The organism is Sphingobacterium sp. Ag1, from assembly GCF_000988325.1.
Taxonomy (GTDB): Bacteria; Bacteroidota; Bacteroidia; order Sphingobacteriales; family Sphingobacteriaceae; genus Sphingobacterium.
Genome location: NZ_LBGU01000010.1, coordinates 1 through 20848 on the forward strand (window position 1 = coordinate 1; position 20848 = coordinate 20848).

Annotated in this window: 19 protein-coding genes; 4 read left to right on the forward strand and 15 right to left on the reverse strand. The window is 38.7% G+C overall.

Annotation, left to right across the window (positions count from 1 at the left end; genetic code table 11):
- Positions 1–635: 635 nt before the first annotated feature.
- Positions 636–1022, reverse strand: a complete 387-nt coding sequence (locus AAW12_RS00260) for an SRPBCC domain-containing protein (RefSeq protein WP_046671624.1) — start codon at positions 1020–1022, stop codon at positions 636–638.
- An 88-nt stretch (positions 1023–1110) separates the two neighbouring features.
- Here AAW12_RS00260 and AAW12_RS00265 point away from each other — a divergent pair, with 88 nt between their 5' ends.
- On the forward strand, positions 1111–2478 hold the full coding sequence (locus AAW12_RS00265; RefSeq protein ID WP_046671625.1) for a methyltransferase RsmF C-terminal domain-like protein: 1368 nt from the start codon (positions 1111–1113) through the stop codon (positions 2476–2478).
- A gap of 45 nt (positions 2479–2523) precedes the next feature.
- On the opposite strand, the gene coaBC is transcribed toward AAW12_RS00265, so the two are convergent.
- The 3 genes from coaBC to AAW12_RS00280 are packed head-to-tail and all read right to left on the reverse strand — an operon-like array spanning position 2524 to position 4973.
- Positions 2524–3720, reverse strand: coding sequence for a bifunctional phosphopantothenoylcysteine decarboxylase/phosphopantothenate--cysteine ligase CoaBC (gene coaBC / locus AAW12_RS00270; RefSeq protein ID WP_046671626.1), 1197 nt, complete (start codon positions 3718–3720; stop codon positions 2524–2526).
- A gap of 10 nt (positions 3721–3730) precedes the next feature.
- Entirely contained in the window at positions 3731–4060 is a 330-nt protein-coding gene (locus AAW12_RS00275) for a DNA-directed RNA polymerase subunit omega (RefSeq protein ID WP_046671627.1), read from the reverse strand.
- The gene (locus tag AAW12_RS00280) at positions 4044–4973 is read right to left on the reverse strand and encodes an outer membrane protein assembly factor BamD (RefSeq protein WP_046671628.1); all 930 of its coding nucleotides are present in this window, start codon (positions 4971–4973) and stop codon (positions 4044–4046) included. The genes AAW12_RS00275 and AAW12_RS00280 overlap by 17 nt, the downstream gene beginning before the upstream one ends.
- A gap of 243 nt (positions 4974–5216) precedes the next feature.
- Here AAW12_RS00280 and AAW12_RS00285 point away from each other — a divergent pair, with 243 nt between their 5' ends.
- Positions 5217–5492 carry a NifU family protein gene (locus tag AAW12_RS00285; protein WP_046671629.1) on the forward strand — a complete coding sequence of 92 codons (276 nt, stop codon included), beginning with the start codon at positions 5217–5219 and terminating at the stop codon, positions 5490–5492.
- 57 nt (positions 5493–5549) lie between these two features.
- On the forward strand, positions 5550–6197 hold the full coding sequence (locus AAW12_RS00290; RefSeq protein WP_046671630.1) for a carboxypeptidase regulatory-like domain-containing protein: 648 nt from the start codon (positions 5550–5552) through the stop codon (positions 6195–6197).
- Here AAW12_RS00290 and AAW12_RS00295 read toward each other — a convergent pair.
- The 11 genes from AAW12_RS00295 to polA all read right to left on the reverse strand — a co-directional run bounded on the left by AAW12_RS00295 (position 6194) and on the right by polA (position 19667).
- A complete protein-coding gene (locus tag AAW12_RS00295; protein ID WP_046671631.1) occupies positions 6194–7423 on the reverse strand; it encodes an FtsX-like permease family protein in 1230 nt (409 codons plus the stop codon). The two genes, AAW12_RS00290 and AAW12_RS00295, sit on opposite strands and share 4 nt — an antisense overlap.
- 5 nt (positions 7424–7428) lie before the next feature.
- Complete coding sequence (locus AAW12_RS00300) at positions 7429–8070, reverse strand: MBL fold metallo-hydrolase (RefSeq protein WP_046671632.1); 642 nt, start codon at positions 8068–8070, stop codon at positions 7429–7431.
- 44 nt (positions 8071–8114) lie between these two features.
- The gene (locus tag AAW12_RS00305) at positions 8115–8861 is read right to left on the reverse strand and encodes a shikimate dehydrogenase family protein (RefSeq protein ID WP_046671633.1); all 747 of its coding nucleotides are present in this window, start codon (positions 8859–8861) and stop codon (positions 8115–8117) included.
- A gap of 97 nt (positions 8862–8958) precedes the next feature.
- A complete protein-coding gene (locus AAW12_RS00310; protein WP_046671634.1) occupies positions 8959–10371 on the reverse strand; it encodes a tetratricopeptide repeat protein in 1413 nt (470 codons plus the stop codon).
- A 181-nt stretch (positions 10372–10552) separates the two neighbouring features.
- Positions 10553–11926 carry an OmpA family protein gene (locus AAW12_RS00315; RefSeq protein ID WP_046671635.1) on the reverse strand — a complete coding sequence of 458 codons (1374 nt, stop codon included), beginning with the start codon at positions 11924–11926 and terminating at the stop codon, positions 10553–10555.
- Positions 11927–12166: 240 nt separating this feature from the next.
- Positions 12167–13177, reverse strand: coding sequence for an inorganic phosphate transporter (locus tag AAW12_RS00320; protein WP_046671636.1), 1011 nt, complete (start codon positions 13175–13177; stop codon positions 12167–12169).
- A 36-nt stretch (positions 13178–13213) separates the two neighbouring features.
- The gene (locus AAW12_RS00325) at positions 13214–13861 is read right to left on the reverse strand and encodes a DUF47 domain-containing protein (protein WP_046671637.1); all 648 of its coding nucleotides are present in this window, start codon (positions 13859–13861) and stop codon (positions 13214–13216) included.
- A 90-nt stretch (positions 13862–13951) separates the two neighbouring features.
- The gene (locus AAW12_RS00330; RefSeq protein WP_046671638.1) at positions 13952–14989 is read right to left on the reverse strand and encodes a sensor histidine kinase; all 1038 of its coding nucleotides are present in this window, start codon (positions 14987–14989) and stop codon (positions 13952–13954) included.
- Positions 14990–15052: 63 nt separating this feature from the next.
- The gene (locus AAW12_RS00335) at positions 15053–15706 is read right to left on the reverse strand and encodes a phosphatidylserine decarboxylase family protein (protein ID WP_046671639.1); all 654 of its coding nucleotides are present in this window, start codon (positions 15704–15706) and stop codon (positions 15053–15055) included.
- 24 nt (positions 15707–15730) lie between these two features.
- On the reverse strand, positions 15731–16861 hold the full coding sequence (locus tag AAW12_RS00340; protein ID WP_046671640.1) for a toxin-antitoxin system YwqK family antitoxin: 1131 nt from the start codon (positions 16859–16861) through the stop codon (positions 15731–15733).
- 4 nt (positions 16862–16865) lie between these two features.
- Positions 16866–19667, reverse strand: coding sequence for a DNA polymerase I (gene polA, locus AAW12_RS00345; protein ID WP_046671641.1), 2802 nt, complete (start codon positions 19665–19667; stop codon positions 16866–16868).
- A 106-nt stretch (positions 19668–19773) separates the two neighbouring features.
- Here polA and rsgA point away from each other — a divergent pair, with 106 nt between their 5' ends.
- The gene (rsgA, locus tag AAW12_RS00350; protein ID WP_046671642.1) at positions 19774–20697 is read left to right on the forward strand and encodes a ribosome small subunit-dependent GTPase A; all 924 of its coding nucleotides are present in this window, start codon (positions 19774–19776) and stop codon (positions 20695–20697) included.
- Positions 20698–20848 lie beyond the last annotated feature (151 nt).

The window sequence follows — 20848 nt, forward strand, 5'->3', positions numbered from 1 at the left end:
TCAAGGGCTTCTTTCGTTTAGGTAACCCCCTTACTTCCCTGTACAATGCTATTGCATATCTTCCGTACTTCCCCGACCGGCGCTGTCCCGCAGCAGTGTGACGCATCGTTATAGCCAGCATTTATTGTAAATCAAATATTCGGCGGTCACTACACAAGCTACTTGTAATCACTAGGAACATGTCCTGTCTCAGCTATTACCCAAATAATTTACGGAGGAGAGAAAGTCTCGGTTTCTGGATATATCATTCGCATTTCTATTAGATAGGATTGAAAACTTTTTAAAACCATAATTTTCGCTGTTCCGATTTTATGTTGTAAGATTACTACACCTTTGCCTGTAAAGGATGAATATATCGGCAGGAGCTTTGAGTTTGGTGTTTGGAACTATTGTGGGATATTTTATTGTATGAAGATTGGGATTAAAGGAGCATGTAGAAATTATAATCCGTTCTATTTGAGATATTGAAAAGACTCTAAGGTTGTATAATAGTGAAATATCAATTATTATATATTGGAAAGTGGAAAGTCGGGCCCATTAATGGAGGTATCTGTATTGCCAACAGTCTATATGGAATACAAATACCTGATTTTCTTGGCTATTACACTATACCCTGGAAGAATAGCTGCATTGCTTTAATCTTCTTCTGTATAAAAGTCGATCAACGAGGAGATATAAGGGTCTTCCCATCCATCCGAGATATTTTCAAAGTCTTCATCCGGTATATTTGTCTGCCTAATTTCCAAGGATGTCCCTTTTTTATGTTCATGCAGCTTTAATGTAACAATCGAAGGGCTGTCTGTTTCACCGAAGTACCATTCTTGTACAATTTTTGTCGAAGGTGCTAGTTCCAAGAACCGGCCAGTTATAGCACCATCCCATAAGGAGAATTCTCCGTTGACAGTAGCGTCTATGGACACTAGGTCTCCTGTCCAAAGACGAGCGGTAATTTCGGTCGTTAATGCAAGATACAGCTCCTCTGGAGTTGCAGGAATAATAGCATATTTCTTGAATTCTTTCATGGTGCAAAGTTACTCTTTCTTGTAATTTACCACTTATTTTGACTTCATTTTTATTTATCTTAATTTTATCGCAAACTATTAGGACAACATGAGTAATTTTCTGCCAAATTCTTTAGTGAAAAAGTTAGGAGTGAATCCATTATTTGATACTGATGCATTTATTAAGATACATGAAGAAGGTATTCGGGCAACAGCAATACGCCTAAACCCTAATAAATTAGAAGATTGTCCGTTTCCTAACGCAGAACAAGTTCCTTGGTGTCATGTGGCTTATTATCTTCAGGATCGTCCAGTGTTTACGTTAGATCCTTTATTTCATGCTGGAGCATACTATCCACAAGATGCTTCTTCTATGTTCATAGATCATATTATTCGAAGTTTGAAGTTAAATGAAGGGAGTGTTCGGGCGTTGGACTTATGCGCCGCTCCAGGAGGAAAGTCTACTTTATTAAACAGTAGTTTGCATCCGGAATCGCTCCTAGTTGCAAATGAAATTATTAAAACTAGGGTTACCATCCTGCAAGATAACTTAATGAAATGGGGAAATGCTAACACAGTAACGACAAATAATGATCCTGCAGCGTTTAATCGCCTTCCAGGATACTTCGATTTGATGGTTGTTGATGCCCCATGTTCTGGATCTGGGATGTTTAGGAAAGATACCGATGCCATCGATGAATGGTCCGAAGCTAATGTTAAGCTTTGTAGCGAAAGACAACAGCGAATTTTGGCTGAAAGCTTGGCCACTTTAAATAAGGGCGGATATTTGTTCTATTCAACGTGTTCTTATTCCTCGGAAGAAAATGAAGATATTGTCGATTGGTTATTGGATAGCGGCGATTTCGAATCTATTGAAATAGCTATTGAAGAGCATTGGGGAATTGATCACACAAGTTCTAATAAGCATCTTGCACACGGTTATCGATTTTACCCGCATAAATTAGGTGGAGAGGGCTTTTTTATTGCTGTCCTCAAGAAGATTGGCGAACAGGAAACGTTCAATAGAAAACGAATCAAACCCGAAAAATCAGATGTACCTAGAGGAATATTAGATAATTGGATTTCAGATAGTGCCAGTTTTCATCCTTTTCTTCATCATGAGGATGTATATATTTTTCCAAAAATGTACGAGCATGATCTAAAGTATCTCCAAAATGTCCTTTATCTTAAGAATGCGGGAACTAATGTTGGGAAACTTAACAGAAAGGAGCTAATACCAAGCCATGCGCTGGCTTTGAGTATTCATTTGACCAAAGACTTCCAATCGGTGGAATTGTCGCTTGAGGATGCCCGAAATTATCTTAGAAAGGAAAATATAGCTGTGGATACGATTGGCGAACATATTCAAGGATGGGCCATAGCAAGTTTTCAAGGTAAACCTTTGGGCTGGATGAAGGTATTGACCAACCGAATAAACAACTATTACCCAAAGGAATTGAGGATTGCAAATTTATAGGAACTGGAGACATTGTACTCCAGCGGGAGTATATATAAAATTTGCTTAGGATAAGTCCACGATAATTGAACAGATATCTTTAGCAACTTCTTCTTTCGATTTTAGGCTAAACTCACGGGTATTTCCAGACCGATCGATTATAGTGACTTTATTGGTATCCGTAGCAAAGCCGGCACCTTTGTCTTGCATGGAATTGAGCACAATAAAATCCAGGTTTTTTCGAACCAATTTGTCTTTTGCATTTTCGAGTTCATTATTGGTTTCCAATGCAAACCCAACGAGTAATTGGTTTTCTTTCTTTTTGGCACCTAAAGTAGCTAGAATATCGGCGGTTTTCGTCAGCTCGATAGCGAATTCATTTTCTTTCTTTTTTATTTTTTGGGTAGCGACTTCAACTGGAGTGTAGTCTGCCACAGCAGCGCTCATCACAACAATATCTGCTGCTTCAAAATATTCTTCGCAGGCGCTTAGCATCTCAGCTGCCGAGGTAACTGAAATCGTATAGACGCGCTCGGGTAATTTCAGGGCAGTCGGTCCCGATACTAGCGTGACGTCTGCGCCAAGTGCTTCAAGTTGTTTGGCGATGGCATAGCCCATTTTTCCACTTGAATGATTGCCAATGAAGCGGACCGGGTCTATAGCTTCATAAGTAGGGCCTGCAGATACTAATGCTTTCTTTCCTGCTAAGGGCAGTCCTCTCTCCGAAAATTTAACTAAGAAATCCATTATTTCTTCCGGTTCCGCCAAACGCCCCTCACCCACTAGACCACTTGCCAGTTCCCCTTTTCCCGGAGGAATGAGGATATTGCCATAAGAACTAAGCTTATTAATATTGGACTGTGTTGACGGGTGTTTCCACATATCTAAATCCATTGCTGGAGCGAATAGTACTGGACATTTTGCTGATAGATATACGGCTGTTAAGAGGTTATCGCAAAACCCATTGGCCATTTTGGCCAGGGTATTTGCCGTTGCTGGTGCGACTAAAATGTAATCCGCATTTAAAGCAATTTCGACATGATTGTTCCATTCCCCGGTATTCGGCTGATAATAATCTATTAAAACAGGGGTTTTGGAAAGTGTGGAAAGCGTAAGCGGGGTAATAAAGGCTGTCGCTTCTTTTGACATGACTACATTAACTCGGGCTTTTGCTTTTACCAAAAGGCGGATGAGGGATGCAATCTTGTATGCGGCAATACTGCCGCATACAGCAATTACAATATTTTTCCCAGCTAAAGCCATTGTTTAAGGATTAGTCCTGCTCTTTTGAAGGATTTCTGTAGTACACCTTATCGTGTAAAAATTCATCGATAGCAACCAAGGTAGGCTTTGGCATACGCTCGTAATGTTTTGAAATCTCTATTTGTTCGCGGTTTTCGAATACCTCTTCCAAGTTATCGTTGTTGCTTGCAAATTCAGCAAGTTTTCCATTCAATTCTTCTTTAATATCTACTGCAATTTGGTTCGCGCGTTTAGAAATAACTACAATAGATTCATAGAGATTGTCAGTGCCTTTGTCCAATTGTCTCAAGTCACGTGTGACTGTAGAGTTTGGAACTGAATTGTTATTTTTTTGACTCATCTTTTTGGGTATTTTCTTTTTCTTTTTTCGCCTTTTGTTCTTTGATATATACTTCCTGTTCCGCAACGGCCTTATTATAATCCTTTACTTGAGAAAGGGCGGTTTTAATCCCCTTTTCAGAATTTTCACGAAGGGATTCTGCCTCTTTCATATGTTTACTATTCGGAAAATTACTTGCGAAGTTACGGTAATAATCCAAGGCATCATCAAATCTACTTTCTTGTTTCAGGAAGAAACTTTTAGATGCATAAATGTATTGTGCTTTTAATGTTAAAAACTCAATCTCTTCTGCGTATTTTGTATCAGGGTATTCTTTTAATACATTCTGTAATGCGATGACAGCTGCCCTATAATCATCCGTAAGGCCCATGTCGTAATACAGTCTTGCGTTGGCAAACGCTTTAAGCTCAAGCTTATCTCTTAATTTCTGAATAAGATCTGCCGCTTCTTTGGACCGTTCCGATTCGGGATAGAGATTGACAAAGAGCTGTAATGCGTCAATTGCTTTTTTTGTGTTTGCTTGATCTAACGTCGATCTTGGAGAATCCAAGTAATAACAATAGGCATGCATAAAACGACATTCCTCTGCTCTTGCACTATTTGGATAAACATCGGCAAAATCTTTAAAGTGAAATGCTGCAGATGTATAATCCTTCAAACGGTAGTTGGCAAATGCCAAATAATAGTAAATATTTTCTGCTTCAGCTTGTCCACGGAATTTGGTCCGCAAGTCATCGAACAAAACTAACGCCTTTGTATATTTCTTTTTCTCATAAAGTTTTACGGCCTCTTCGTACTTTTGAGCGATGTTATTGCTTGCGCGCAATTTCTCAAATTTACTTTTACAGCCAGTAAATACCAATAGAAACATCATGCCGGCACAGATAGCCGCTATACGCCTATTTAAAAACATTTTACAAAGATAAGTGAATTTGTTATACTAATCAATTAAATTTTACTGTGCAATATAGTTTAATAATTATTTGATCGCAAAAACAACATTTCTTATTAACATTCTTTAACTCGATGGGCGCTATACGCGGGTATATATTGTCATATACTTGTTGTTTTTCCATGGGTAGCAAGGCCTAAAAATACACATTTTAAAATATTTGATTATCTTTACATATTACAATCATTGAATAGCATTAAGAGTATGACTTTAAAAGAAAAAGTTGAGCAAGCATTAGATACCTTGAGACCATATTTGGAGACTGATGGCGGAAATGTAAGTGTCGAAGAGATTACAGCGGATAATGTCGTGCGTTTAAAATTATTGGGAGCATGTGCTTCATGTTCAATGAGCATTATGACCTTTAAAGCTGGTTTAGAGCAGGCAATTAAGAAAGCTGTTCCTGAAATTACAGCAGTAGAGGCTATTAACTTAACAGATCCAGATTCCCCAGAAGCAACTTTACCCTCTGTTAATTAGTTTTTCTATTAACACAATTTAACGGCTAGTTCGGCTACTTTTGTTTAAATTTGTTCTATGAAGTTGCTGGTTTCTATATTATTTGCTGTATTTATACTTTTTTGTTCCGCTGCATTACAAGCGCAGGAAAGGAAAATTATTCAATACTCCGGTATCGTAACAACGGTTGGGTCTGGACTTCCTGTAGGTTATGCGACTGTCACTAATTTATCTTTCCGAAATGAAGCATTTGCTGCAAATAACGAGGGCTATTTCTCTTTTGTGGCACATGTAGGCGATACAATTCGTTTTACCTCTGTCGGTTTTGACCCTTTAGTGGTCACTATTCCTGAAGTTCCTGGAGATAAATATACCGCAAATGTCATTATGCAAAATCTGGTTACGGAACTCCCGATGGTAACACCGTACCCATGGGCGAGTATCGAAGAGTTTAACATTGCATTTATGAACCTAGATGTTTCTGAAGATAACATTGTTAGAGTCAGGAGATCCTTGTCGTATGAGTCCTTGTCTGCAATGGCAGCTGTAATACCGCGTGACGGAAATGAAATGCGCTCCATTAACAATGCGCAGAGCTTCAATACGATGAATAATAAAGTTATCAACCAACGTTACGCTAATCCATTGTTAAACCCATTTGCATGGGGCAGTTTAATCCAGCAGATTACAAAAGGAAGTCAGAGCCGAAAAAGCTCAAATTATTAATCAGTCGCTTTCAGTTTATTTAGTTCTCTCACACTTAGTTTCGCGGAGAAATAGGAAACAAGACCTGAGATGCTGGTGACTGTCATGAAGACTAAAAAATAGTCACTCCACTTACTTACCATAGGGTAGCTGTCAATAATTGTATTCGCTCCATCTTCTACGCGAATGATTCCATAGACTGACTGAATATAGTTGAATAGGCCGCCTATCAATAGACCTAATATACAACCAATAATAGCGATCATAAGACCTTCATAAAAGAAGATCCGTTGAATTAGATTATCAGCTCCACCGAGACCTTTCAATATCGTCATATCTTTTTGTTTGTCTAGTACAAGCATGGTTAAGGAACCAACAATATTAAAGATTGCAATTACACTGATCAAGGTCAGTATAAAGAAGACCACCCAACGTTCAACACGTACATTTTTATATAAGGTCGGGTTTTGTTTTTCTCTATTCTTTACAATATAATCTGGTCCTATTTTCTTTTGTAATGTCTGCCCAAATAAGTTGACATCTATACCATCTCTTAGGTAAAACTCGATCGATGAAACGCGGTTATATTCTCCGAGAACCTCTTTAGCAAATGAAATTGGCGTAATAATCAAATTGTCAAAATCTTGTTGATAGCGCAATACCCCTCCGGGAGCTATGGATCGTATATTAAACTCTTCAGCAGGATTGGAAGAATTTTTTACCCCTTTTCTCGGTGAATACACTTGAATTTGTTCCGAAGAGTTCTGCATAGGAATCGCCAGATTTGCCTGTACGCTTGCCCCTAGAATGGCAAGGTTAGCAGAATCATGTGTAAGTTGGTATTGACCATCTACGAGGATACTATCTCCAGTCTTCTTACTTAGCGATTGGGGTTCGACACCTTTTATATTTGCAATAAATTGTCTATTTGAATATTGCAGCAACACCTTCTCCTGTAAAACCTCGGTGTAATGAATCACATTGGAATCTTTTCGTAACTCAGTAAACACAGCTTGTTTGCTGTCAAAAAGTTTTCCTTTCTTGGGTTCAATCTTCAGCTCAGGTGCAAACTTGCTGTACATCGATAGTATCAGCTGCTCCATTCCATTGAATGAAGACAACAAGATGATTAATGCAGCACTACTTACCATAACACCGATTACACTAATAGAAGAGATGATATTAATGGCATTAACTGATTTCTTAGAAAACAGATATCTTTTTGCAAATAGAAATGGCAGATTCATGACTTTTATCCTCGGATAAATGGATTGGAATTTTTTTCAAAGCCAATCGTTGTCGATGGGCCATGCCCCGGGTAAACGATGGTGTCGTCGGGCAAGGTATAAATTTTTGTTTTTATACTGTCTAAAAGCTGCTGGTGATTTCCCCCAGGAAGATCAGTACGGCCAATGCTATTGCGAAATAGAACATCTCCTCCGATCAAGAATTTTTGATCAGCTGAATAAAAGCAGATATGTGCAGGAGAATGTCCAGGTGCAAGAATGACCTTTAGCTCATCATCATCCAAATGAATGGTATCATCGTCATTTAGAAATGTTTCCCCAATTGGGGAAATGTCATATCGGATGCCCATTTGAGGAGCATAATTCTGAACCGCTACTAAAATGGGTACTTCACCTTCGTGGAACTGCGGAAGCAAGCCAAATTTTTCATGGACAAAACTATTCCCCAACACATGGTCAATATGACAGTGTGTATTTAATAGGAGTGTCGGCTTGAGTTTATTGTTTGCGATGAAAGCTAGTAGTTCTTGCTGATCTTGCTCGCCATACATCCCTGGATCAATGATAATTGCATTTCCCGACTCGTTATAAAGTAGGTAAGTATTTTCCTGATAGGGATTGAAGGTGAATGTTTTGATCGTAAGCATAGTGGTAAAATTACAGTTTTTATTGATTTCTTACTATTGAAAGGTCAACTATTCCAGATTTCCCAGTTTTTTTCTGCTTGTAGAACCAACATTTCATACCCGTTTTTGATTCTGGCACCTTTTTCTTTACTTTTTCGAAGAAATGCTGTTTCCTCTGGGTTGTAAATGAGATCATAGCAGAGGTGGTTCTCCGTTAAGTATTCGTAAGGAATGTTCGGATATTCTGCTGTATTGGGAAATGTACCAACCGGTGAACAGTTGATAATTACGGTATGGTCAACTAGGATAGCAGCATCGAGCTCATCATAAGTGAGCTGGCCTGCCTGTTTGGTTCTGCTGACCAAAGTATGCATTATTCCGAGTTGATTCAGGGCATAAATGACGGCCTTCGCGGCACCTCCATTACCTAATATTAACGCCTTCTTATCCGCCTGGGGATTTAATAGCGGTTTTAGCGATGCCTCAAAACCATAGGCATCTGTATTGTAGCCTTTAAGATGTGTTATGCCATCTGATGAATGGCTGATTCGAACACAGTTTACAGCTTGTATTGCATGAGCTTCTTCCGAGAGCTCATCCAAATAATCCATAACCTCTATCTTATAGGGAATGGTCACATTGACACCGTAAAAGTCTTTATTGGAAGCAATTGTTGTAAAATCGGCTATTTGAGCAAGTGGATATAAATCATAATCCACATCGGTAATACCCTCTTGATGAAATTTTTCTAGATAATATTTTTTTGAAAAAGAATGCCCTAACGGGTATCCTATTAAGCCTAATTTTTTCATTTGAATTGCGAAAAGTACGTTGTGGGAATAGGAATATATTTTCAATTTTAATATCCGGTCATTGCCATGCAATGACCGGATATGAGCCTCTTATATGTTAATCTTTCGGCTTTGTATATTTTTTTACAATTTCAGTAATAATCTGATTCCCTTGTAGCTGCGGAAGGTAATCAAAAAGAATATGATGCTTATCGGGATCTGTCGCCAGACCAAGCTCTAAAAAGTTCAGCGCTTCATTGTATTGTCCATTGGCAAATAGATAAGCAACCACACGATAATACAGTTCTGCTGCATTAGGATTTTGTGTGATGGCATCAGATATTACATCAATGGCTTCTTCAATTTTACTTTGTTCGAATAGAATGGAAGAATAATCGAGCCACGCATCTATATCCGTCGGGTTTAAAGCGACCACCTTTTTATAGGCCTCTTCTGCAAGATCTATTTGTTGTAGTTTGTATCGGGCATCGGCAATCGCAAACCAGTAATCGGGGTTGGTATCTTCCAGCTCCAATGCTTTTTTATAGAAATGAAGAGATTCAAAATAACGCTCTTCGAAATCTAAGGTCACCCCAATACCGAACCAGGCATCAGCAAGCTCCGCATCTAATTTGACTGCCTTTTTATAATAATTGCGGGCTTCCTCCATCTGCTCAAGTTTCTCATAACACTCTCCAATCGCACAATAGGTATCAGCACTTGGTTGCTCATATTCAAATGTTTGTTTGTATACGTCCAATGCTTCTTGATAGCGATCTAGATTAACAAGAGCGTTCCCCTTATTGAAATAAGCTGAAGAAAAGTCTTCTTTAATTAATATAGCATAGTCATAAGCATCCAGAGCTTCCTCAAACCGGCTTATTTTATGGTAAGAATTTCCTAGATTATACCAAGCATAGTAGGAGTATGGGTCTGAATCAATGTACTTCTTATAAAAGGAGATACTTTCTTCCTGTCTATCCAATACATCATAACAATAGGCCAATTCATAGAGTGCTTCTTGGTAATCCATATTGAGCTCAAGTGCTTTCTTTAGATAAATTATTGCCTTGTCATAATTCATTTGAGCTTGAAAGATCATCGCAATATGGAAGTAGACTTCATCTTTATTATCCAATAGTGGAAGTGCTTTGAAGAGCTGTTCCAAAGCATTGTCAAACTGGCCGATACTGCCTAATATGCCACCACGGATTAAGAAGATGTCTCCTTCTGAAGCTTCCAATAACTCCGCTTTATCAAGCGCCGCAAGTGCATTCTGATATTGTTGAATCGTTGAAAACAGTTGTGCCTGTTTCAGTAAAAAGGTAATATCAAAAGGGTGTTGGCTGATCGCAAATTCGGTAACCTGTAGGGCCTTAACAGGGTCATTTTTTTCAGCGTAGTAATCAATAATTCCTTCAAAAGCCTTGGAGTCAAAAAAATACTGATCCTCGTTTCGAAGCATTTCCTCATATCTGTCCACCGAGATTTTTCTTTCTTCGGGGTTTTCAAATTCAAAATCCTCTTCCATTCTCAAAAGTTTAAAACCAGTATTCTGTTCTTTAATTCAAAATACTAATTTCTTATCTAATTTGTTCGAACTAATTTTCCACAAATCGGATATCCTCCACAAAGTTAAGGATAAATACGGGTAAAATAAAAAAGCCGGCATTAAAGCCGGCTTTTAGTATAATGGTATAAATTATATACGATTATTTTTTGATCTCAACACGACGGTTTTGAACACGACCTTCTTCAGTAGCATTAGATGCAACTGGGTTTTTCTCTCCGTAACCGTTAGCAGTGATGCTTGATGAAGAAACACCAGCGTTTACTAAATATTGTTTTACAGAGTTCGCACGGTCTTTAGATAAAGTCACGTTATAAGCTTCAGAACCTTCAGCAGATGCATAACCATCTAATTGTACAGATGAATTGTTATCACGTAACTCTTTAGCCAATTTGTCTAATGTAGAGTAAGATGAAGTTTTCAATACTGAGCTATCAAATTCGAATTGAATTGGAGCGTAGTAACCGTTAGAAGTTACGTTGTTAACAACTGGCTCTGGGAATTTGATTGGACATCCTGAACCATCTACTGGAGTACCAGCTGGAGTACCAGGACATTTGTCAAATTTATCAGATACACCGTCACCATCAGCGTCAGCGCTTAATGTGTTAACAGTACCTTCTAAAGTGCTTACACGTTGTTTTAACGCTTCAACTTCGTTTCTCAATGAAGGATCTTTCAACTCATCGTACAATGTAGCAACTGGGTTAGCAAAAGTCAAGTTTTGTTTGTCTTTCGAACCTAAAGTGAATTCTAAACCAGCCATAACTGAAGAGAATTTACCTTTGTAAGAAGATTGACGAGCAGGACCATAGATTTGATCATCAGCAAAGTTCATTGTGTAACCTAAGTTCAAGGCAACAACTTCTGATAATTTGAATTTAGCACCAACACCTACAGGAACGAATGCTGTTAATTTGTTATCGCGGTCACGTTTTGGATCACGGTCTCCGATAACGCCATCACCCCATTTACCTTTGTTATCATAAACAACTGTTCCAGAGAAATCATTGTTAGCATATTGAACAGGGTTGTAAGCCATAGCTCCCAAACCTACTTTAGCGTAGAAGTTAACCGCATTTTCTCTTCTCAAGAAATCGATTGTACCCAATTGGAATACACCGTTTAAGCTAGCTGCCCAGTTTACACTAGTTTCTACTGAACGAGCACCTCTTGAGTTCTCAATAGCAGGACCAGAAAGATCATGGTTGTAAGTTTTGATCTTACCACGGTTAGCTTCAACTTCTAAACCAAATAAGTGAGAGAATTGTTTACGTACTGTCAAACCATAGTACTCACCTACTTTATTTTGGAAGTAACCTACTTTTTGACCAAAAGCGTTACCACCACCGATTACGTTGTTCGGTGTAGTGATACCACCTTGAACTCCGATAGACCAAGTTCTGTATTGTGATCTACCACCGAATACTTGTTGAGCTTGTGCTGTACCAGCGAAACCTAAAGCGGCAACTAATGTAGCAGCAACAGCTGTTTTTTTAATTGTAGAATAGTTCATACTCTTGTTTTTAAGGTTATTATTAATTTTAATTGTTTTCAAATTTAATTATTGTATTAACACAACGAATAGTACAATTGCCGTGCCAAAGTCTTAAAGTTATGTTAAAATTTTGTTTTTGTTTTATTTTGTACTAAATTAAGTATTTAATGTGAAACAACAAAACAAAAATCCGGTACGAAAGTACCAAATTTTTGTTTTGTTTCAATAGGTTTAAGAAAAAAATTAAGTATTTTTTTTCTAAAGCAAATAATGTACGACCAATAAAGACAACGCACCCAACAAAGCTGAAACTGGAATGGTTAATATCCAAGCCCATAACAAGCTGATTGTTACCCCCCAACGTACTGCTGAAACACGTTTGACAACACCAACACCGATGATTGCACCTGTAATGGTATGCGTTGTTGAGGCTGGTATCCCAAAATGTTCTGTGATACCCAACGTGACCGCTCCTGCAGATTCAGCACAAACGCCTTCCAAGGGTGTTACTTTTGTAATCTTGGTTCCCATCGTTTTAACAATTTTCCATCCACCGCTCATTGTTCCGGCAGCTATTGCTGCATAACAAGTCAATGGAATCCACTCTGGCATGTGTTCAGTGGTTGGGACATAGCCGCCAGCAACCATAGCGACGAGAATAATTCCCATGACTTTCTGTGCATCATTACCTCCATGTGCAAAGCTCAAGGCGGCTGAAGAAACAAGTTGCAATATCTTGAACCATTTTTCGGCAACGCTTGGACGGGAGTTTTTTGCCAGGTTGATTACAATCAATGTGATGATAACCGATATCGTCATACCTATAATAGGGGCCAGTACGATAAATGCAATAATCTTTAAGGTTGCATCAATATTGATGGCGTGGATAGGATCTGCGCCAAGAATAAAAGCGTATGCCATACCCGATCCTGCAAAACCTCCAATAAGTGTATGGGATGAACTGGATGGTACGCCATAGTACCAGGTAAATAAGTTCCAACCGATTGCTGCAAGTAACCCTGCGAAAATAACTTCTAATGTAATGTATTCTTCCAATACTGTTTTTGCAATGGTATTGGCTACTTTATGATCTGTAAAGTAGAAGTAAGCTGCAAAGTTGAATATCGCAGCCCATAAGACGGCCATTGCTGGCGTTAAAACTTTTGTTGATACAACTGTCGCAATAGAATTGGCGGCATCATGGAATCCATTGATGTAGTCAAAAGCAATCGCAAGGACAATTACAACAACGAGTAATGTTGACATCATAATCTCGTAGAATTTTTGTGCACTTAAATCGAATGATTATGCGTTTTTAACCAGAATGCTTTCTAATACGTTAGCAACATCCTCACATTTATCGGTTGCATCCTCCATTGCAGATAACACTTCTTTGTGTTTAATTAATGAAATTGCATCTTTTTCAAATTCAAAAAGGTCAGCTACAGCTTTATCGAAAATATAATCCGCTTTGTTCTCTACGCTATTGATGCGAACACATGAATCCGTAATATTACGGATATTTTTCAAATCTCTAAGCTCATGAATAGCTTTTGATACATGTTCGGTAGCTTCAACAAGTAAGTCGGCAATTTCAATCATTGGCTCAGTGGCCTTTTCAACCTTATAAAGGTCCATTCTGTTGGCGGCACCGTGGATAAAATCTGCGACATCGTCCAATGAACTTGCCAAAGAGTGTATATCTTCGCGGTCAAAAGGAGTGATAAAGTTCTTTCCCAGCTCCAAATGAATTTGATGCGTGATGTTGTCGCCTCTATGTTCCAAATCTTCCACTTTGCGTGTTAATTCCTTTTTCTTTTCAGGGTTGCTTGAGTTAACAATATCTTTTAACAACTTTGACATCTCGATCAAGTTGTTGCCGGCTTGTTCAAACAAAGGGAAGAATTTTTTATCCTTTGGAACGAAGTATTGAAAAATGCTATTTAAAGACATATCTTAAATTTATTTTTGCAAAAATAATACCTTAATGTTAAGTTAATGTTAACATTGATTTTGTTTAAACACAAAAGTGTCATCAATTGTTTAATTTCCGGACTGAACTTTTTGTAAAGTAAAGCCAAATGTTGTTCCAATCCCTTCTGTACTACGCACATTTACGTTCTGCTGATGTGCTTCGACAATATGCTTCACGATAGCCAACCCTAATCCTGATCCTCCAATATCGCGTGATCGACTTTTATCGGTTCGAAAAAAGCGCTCGAATACACGGCTCAGATTTTTTTCTTCGATGCCATAACCGTCGTCTGTAATTTCGATAAGAACCTGTTCAAACAGTGGGAAAATCTTAATTTTAGTTGTCCCGCCCTCTTTTCCATACTTTAGGGAATTGTCTATCAGGTTGTATAATACCTGATGAATTTTATTGCGGTCGGCTTTAACCCAATGGGGTGTACCCGCTTTGGGTTTGAATTCTATTTTGATATTGTGTTGTTTAGCTTTGTCTTCAAGAGAGTAGGTGGTGTCTTTGATGAGGTCGACGATGTCGAATTTTTCTATATTCAGGACCATTTTTCCGGATTCCAGTTTGGATATTTCATCAAGATCCTGAATTAGGTAATTTAGCCGGTCTAGATTCCGGGCAGCCTTATCTAAGAAATTCTTGGCCATTTCCATGTCTTCTTCCATCAGGCCATCTTGCAGGGTCTCAATGTAACCTTGGGTCGCGAATAAAGGCGTTTTGAATTCATGAGAAATGTTGGATAAAAACTCTCTGCGGAATTTCTCCTGTGATTTTAACTGCTCTATCTCATTTTTTTTATCTTTTGCCCATGCTTTGACTTCGTTCTCAGCATCTGTGATAGGATCCTCACTGACATGTTCTCCGATAGCATCTTTGAGATCCTTGCCGAGTTTGAGGTTATGAATTAGTTTGTACATCGTATTGAGTCTACGATATATATATTTTTCAAATAAATAGTTAAATAGGAGGAAACTCGTTACCACAGCAACAAAGAAAATGATCAGTGCTGTCTGTAGGTCATGTTTATAATAAAAGCTGATCGTGGATATTGCAATGCCGACAGCTGCGGAGTTTGCCAGTAGTAATTGTTTAAAGTTCATTTGCAGAATAAAAAAGGCCCCTGATTTGGAGCCTAAGTTACTTATAATGATATTAATAAATTGTTAAAATTTTCCGATAATCGTTTTTGCTCCAGTAACCTTGTCACCAATGTTAACATTGATTTCTGTGCCTAAAGGAAGAAATAGATCTACACGGGAACCGAATTTGATAAAACCAAACTCATTGCCTTGCACGACTTCGTCTTTTTCTTTTACATACCATACAATACGGCGCGCTAAGGCTCCTGCAATCTGGCGGAAAAGAACCTCCCGACCAGCTTTATCTTTGACAACGACTGTTGTTCTTTCGTTATCTGTAGATGATTTGGGGTGCCAAGCCACCAGAAACTTGCCGGGATGGTATTTAAAGAACGTGACTAAACCACTGATTGGGTTTCTGTTGACATGGACATTGACAGGAGACATAAATATAGATACCTGTATCCGCTTATCGTGGAAATACTCATTTTCCTCAGTTTCTTCGATAACAACAACTTTTCCATCCGCTGGACAAAGAATCACGTCATCCTGCGGGTTGACCACTTTTCTGGGACTTCTGAAAAACTGGACAACTGTGATGAATAGGAATGCTGATAGCGCATAAATAAACCATTTGGCGTATTGCGGAGCGTCATAATAATCCGCAACGGCATTGATAATGAAGATAAAAAGTACAGCGATCGCTAATGTGGTATATCCTTCTTTATGAAATTTCATATCTATTTATTTCTGCAAAGATAATTATTTACTCGAATTGTCTATTTGTCTTTCGATTTTAATTGAATGGGTATAGATTTTTCCGTCGTTACCCTGTGTGATTCCGCCAGATACTCTGATGAGGTCGTCTTGAGGCTGATTGTCTTTATACGTAGGGAAATAAAAGTCAATACTTCTCGCAATACGGCTCAAAATACCATCGAAAGACTCGTTTCCGGAATCTGATATTAACTTGAGACTCTTTAGATTAGTCATTCCGGTTTTCTTTACCTCCACCAGATAAGAAAAGTTAACCTGTTTGGTGATATTTAGTCCAGTTTTATTGAGATTGTCGTTAAAACGTTTGGTTAAGAAAGCATAAAAATTGGAATAATCATCAAAACTGCAAGACTTACCATTAAATAGTTCCGCTCGTATAAAATAGTCGTAGGGGAGGATACTTAACGACATGAAATCCTCATTATTTAGTTCTCCATCGTCGTCGTAGGTCGTTGTGAGCACACCATTTGCAAAGCGTTGAGTCATGGCATAAATTGGTTGCTGACCTACATTGTAGAAATACGTATTCCAGTTTCCCTGTGGCCTGCCACTTTTTACCTTTCCTTTGCGTAGGTAGAAATCAAACCCAAATTCAGTAAATCCTTCAAACGGAATAGAAAATTCATAGTTTCCTTCACCATTTATTACTTCCTGTTTGCCTCTGTTGTCCCAGTAATCTTTTATAAAGTAGCCTTGTTCACTATAGGCAATCGTCAAGAGAGGTTTTCCATCCGGGTAGTAATATTTCCAATCACCGGTCGGATGATTGTTTTGGAAATTGACCTCCCATTTCAGCACGCCATTCGGATGGAAGGCTTGAAATAAACCTTCTTTTTTACCATCTTGATAGGAACCAATGAGTATTCTCGCTCCATTTGGTGCAAAATCGCGAAACTCTCCATCAAAAACCTGCTTTGCAAAATCAAATTTGCTCACTCGTTCAATCGTTTTAAACTCGCACTCTTTTGAAACCAAATAATAATATTTGTCAAAATAAAAACGAATCAATCCCTGGTCTAGTTTTTCATAGAATACAGGTTTTTCATCCTGTGCATGTAGCTTTGTAAAGCTACACACAGACAATAATAATAAGATATGGATGAGTTTTCTAATCATAACTTTAGTGTGCTTCTAGCCAATTTTTGCCTTCTCCAATTTCTACGATCAAAGGAACACTTGTTTTTATAGCATTGGACATTTTGTCCAAAATAATTTTTTTGAATACCTCGATCTCGTCTTTGGGTACGTCAAAAACCAATTCATCATGCACCTGCATGATCATTTTGCCTGTTAAACCAAGTTGCTCAACTTCCTTCTGAATGGCAATCATGGCAAGTTTGATCAAATCTGCTGCCGATCCTTGGATCGGAGCATTAATTGCGTTTCTTTCAGCGAATCCGCGAACTGTCATGTTTGCCGAATTGATATCTCTCAAATAACGTCTTCGTTTTAAAATTGTTTCAACGTAACCCTTCTCTTTTGCAAACTCGACGGCATCACTCATGTATTTTTTTATCCCTGTATATTGGTTAAAATATTCATTGATGATATCGGATGCTTCTTTACGAGATATGCCAAGATTTTGGGAAAGGCCAAACGCAGACTGGCCATAAATAATGCCGAAGTTAACTGCTTTCGCATTGCGACGTTGCTCAGAAGTAACCGCATCAAAATCCACATTATAGACTTTCGCAGCTGTTGCTCGGTGAATATCATGACCTTGGCTAAATGCTTCCATCATATTTTGATCTTTACTTAACTCGGCAATCAGGCGAAGTTCAATCTGCGAATAATCGGCGGAGAGGATCACGTTGTTTTCAGATCTTGGGATAAAGGCTTTTCTAACTTCTCTCCCCCGTTCGGTACGAATCGGAATATTTTGTAGGTTCGGATTAGTTGAGCTCAGACGGCCTGTTGCGGCAACCGCTTGATTATACGACGTATGAATGAGCCCTGTTTCGGGGTTTATCAATTCAGGTAGCGCATCAACATAGGTAGATTTGAGTTTTTGCATCTGCCTAAAGTTCAAGATATCTTGGACGATATCTGATTTGTGGGCCAATGCTAATAACACATCTTCACCTGTTTTATATTGTCCCGTTTTTGTTTTTTTAGCTTTAGGATCCAGTTGTAGTTTATCGAATAAGACTTCTCCCAATTGCTTCGGGGATGCAATATTGAAATTTACGCCCGCTTTCTCAAAAATGGATTCTTCGAGATTTTTAATGTCCTGCTCCAGTGTTTTTGAAAACTCTCCAAGTGCAGGAACATCTATTTTTACACCGTTTCTTTCAATTTCCGCGAGTATATAGACTAATGGGAATTCCACATCCTGAGCGAGCTGCATGGTGTCGGTCTCGACAAGAAGTGGTTGAAACACATTTTTTAGCTGTAGGGTAATATCTGCATCTTCAGCAGCATATTCTTTTATTTTTTCGACTTCAACGTCGCGCATATTCCCTTGTTTCTTTCCCTTTTCACCGATAAGTTCGGTGATTGATACCGGACTGTAATTCAGGTAATTTTCTGCAAGTACATCCATCCCGTGGCGGGTATCTGGATCAATTAGATAATGTGCAAGCATGGTGTCAAAAAGGGAACCTTGTACCTTTACACCATAGCGTGCTAATAACAAAATATCGTATTTGATGTTTTGTCCTATTTTCTCGATGTTTGGGTTTTCTAGAACTGGCTTGAAAATATCAACTATAGCTTGAGCACCCTCACGATCGGCAGGTGTTGGGACATAATACGCTTTAGCGTTTTCAAAAGAAAATGATAAGCCTACAATATCGGCAAGGTTTGCATCCAATCCTGTTGTTTCTGTGTCGAAACAAAAACTATCTAAAGAAGCAAGCTGTTGGGCTAGCGCTACTTGTTTTTCCGCTGTGTCGGCCAAAACATACTCATGTGCTGTATTATGTATATTATTTATTGCGGCATTTTCGACGCTGATTTCAGTGACAATTTCGGTGGTGGTAATTGTCGTTGTTGTTGTCGAAAATAAATCCATTTGCCCGTTTGTCGGATTGCTTTTTTCAAGTATGGAGAATTCTTCGCCGAAAACTCGTTTTCCAAGTGTTCGGAATTCTAATTCTGCAAATAGCGGTTCAAGGATTTCTTTCTTTGGATCTTCCAGTTCTAGGGATTTTTCATCAAGTTCAATGGGTACATCCAATAAAATAGTGGCTAATTTTTTGGAGATAAGTCCTTGTTCTGCAAAATTCTCCACGTTCTCGCGCATTTTTCCTTTGAGCTGATCCGCGTTAGCGATAATGCCTTCGACAGATCCGTATTCCTGAACAAGTTTTTTCGCTGTTTTTTCTCCAATTCCAGGTATACCAGGTATATTGTCCACGGCATCGCCCCAAAGACCAAGGATATCAATGACCTGGCAAACGTCAGAAATTTCCCATTTTTCAAGAATCTCTTTGACACCTTGTACTTCTGCTCCATTACCCATGCGTGCAGGTTTATAGATAAAGATATTTTCAGACACGAGTTGCCCGAAATCTTTATCCGGTGTCATGCAATAGACCTGAAAATCTTGCTTTTCAGCCTTTTTTGCCAGCGTACCGATAATATCGTCGGCCTCGTATCCATCCATGGTGATGATCGGAATATTGAAGCCCTCAATTAAGCGATTGATATAGGGGATAGAGGCCGCAAGGTCCTCAGGCATAGATTCGCGATGTGCTTTATAAGCTTCAAATTCAATATGTCGTGCGGTAGGTGCCGCCGTGTCGAACACTACTGCTATGTGGGAAGGTTGCTGATTTTTCAATACATCCAATAGGGTATTGGTAAATCCCATGATTGCTCCTGTATTTAACCCTGTTGAGGTAATTCGGGGAGTTTTGCTCAATGCAAAATATGCTCTATATATAAGAGCCATTCCATCTAGAAGAAATAGTTTTTTCACAAAATTGAATTTTAGTCTCCTTACAAAGGTAAGAAATTCATCAAAGGGTAAGTTTAATAAATTTTTCCGATTTTTGTACTATGACACATTTAATGCAACAGGATTTATGAGAGGACTGGTAACTAAATCGACAGGGAGTTGGTATCAAGTTTTGGGCGAAGATGATAAAAGATACGATTGTCGTATTAAAGGAAAGTTTCGTACTAAAGGAATAAAAACGACTAATCCTGTTGCTGTGGGTGATTGGGTACATTTTGATGTGGAACCTGATCAGGAAAGTGCGGTCATTCACGAACTGGAACCTCGTCGAAATTATATCATTCGAAAATCCGTCAATCTGTCTAAGCAAACTCAAATTATCGGAGCAAACCTGGATCAAGCTTTTTTAGTGGTGACACTTGCCTCGCCGCCAACATCTTTAGGTTTTATCGATCGCTTTCTAGTAACAACGGAGGCTTACGGAATTCCTGCCGTAATTATTTTCAATAAATTGGATCTTTTTAGTGATGAGGGGTTGGAGATATTGGCAGACTATAAAGCTATTTATGAACATATTGGCTACCCCTGTTTCGAGGTTTCTGCGTTAACAGGTACCAATATCGACGTTGTCAAGCAACTGCTTAAAGATAAAATAACCTTGGTATCAGGCCATTCTGGGGTTGGTAAATCAACGTTGATCAATGCGATCGTTCCTGAATACGGGTTGAAAACTGGTGAAATATCAGATTGGTCTGACAAAGGAAAGCATACAACTACTTTTGCTGAAATGTTTGATCTTCCTTTTGGAGGGAAGTTAATTGATACGCCTGGTATTCGTGAGTTGGGAATTGTGGATATAGAAAAACAGGAGCTATCCCATTTTTTTCCAGAGATGCGCGCGTTGATGAATCAATGTCGATTTCATAATTGCAGGCATATCAATGAACCCGGTTGTGTCATTATGGAGGCTGTGGAAGAAGGCGATATTGAGAGTTCCCGCTATGATAGCTACCTCAGTATATATCATAACGAAGATAGTAGATCTCTGTGACACCCGGCCACGTATACGTCGCCATCTTTAACGATAATAGAATAAGCGTAATTCCAATCTTTTTTATCTTTTGTTAACCTTGTCTCCTGCCCATTTTTCCAATATACGCCCTGTCCACCAATATTGCCCGCTACATAGATATCATTCCCCG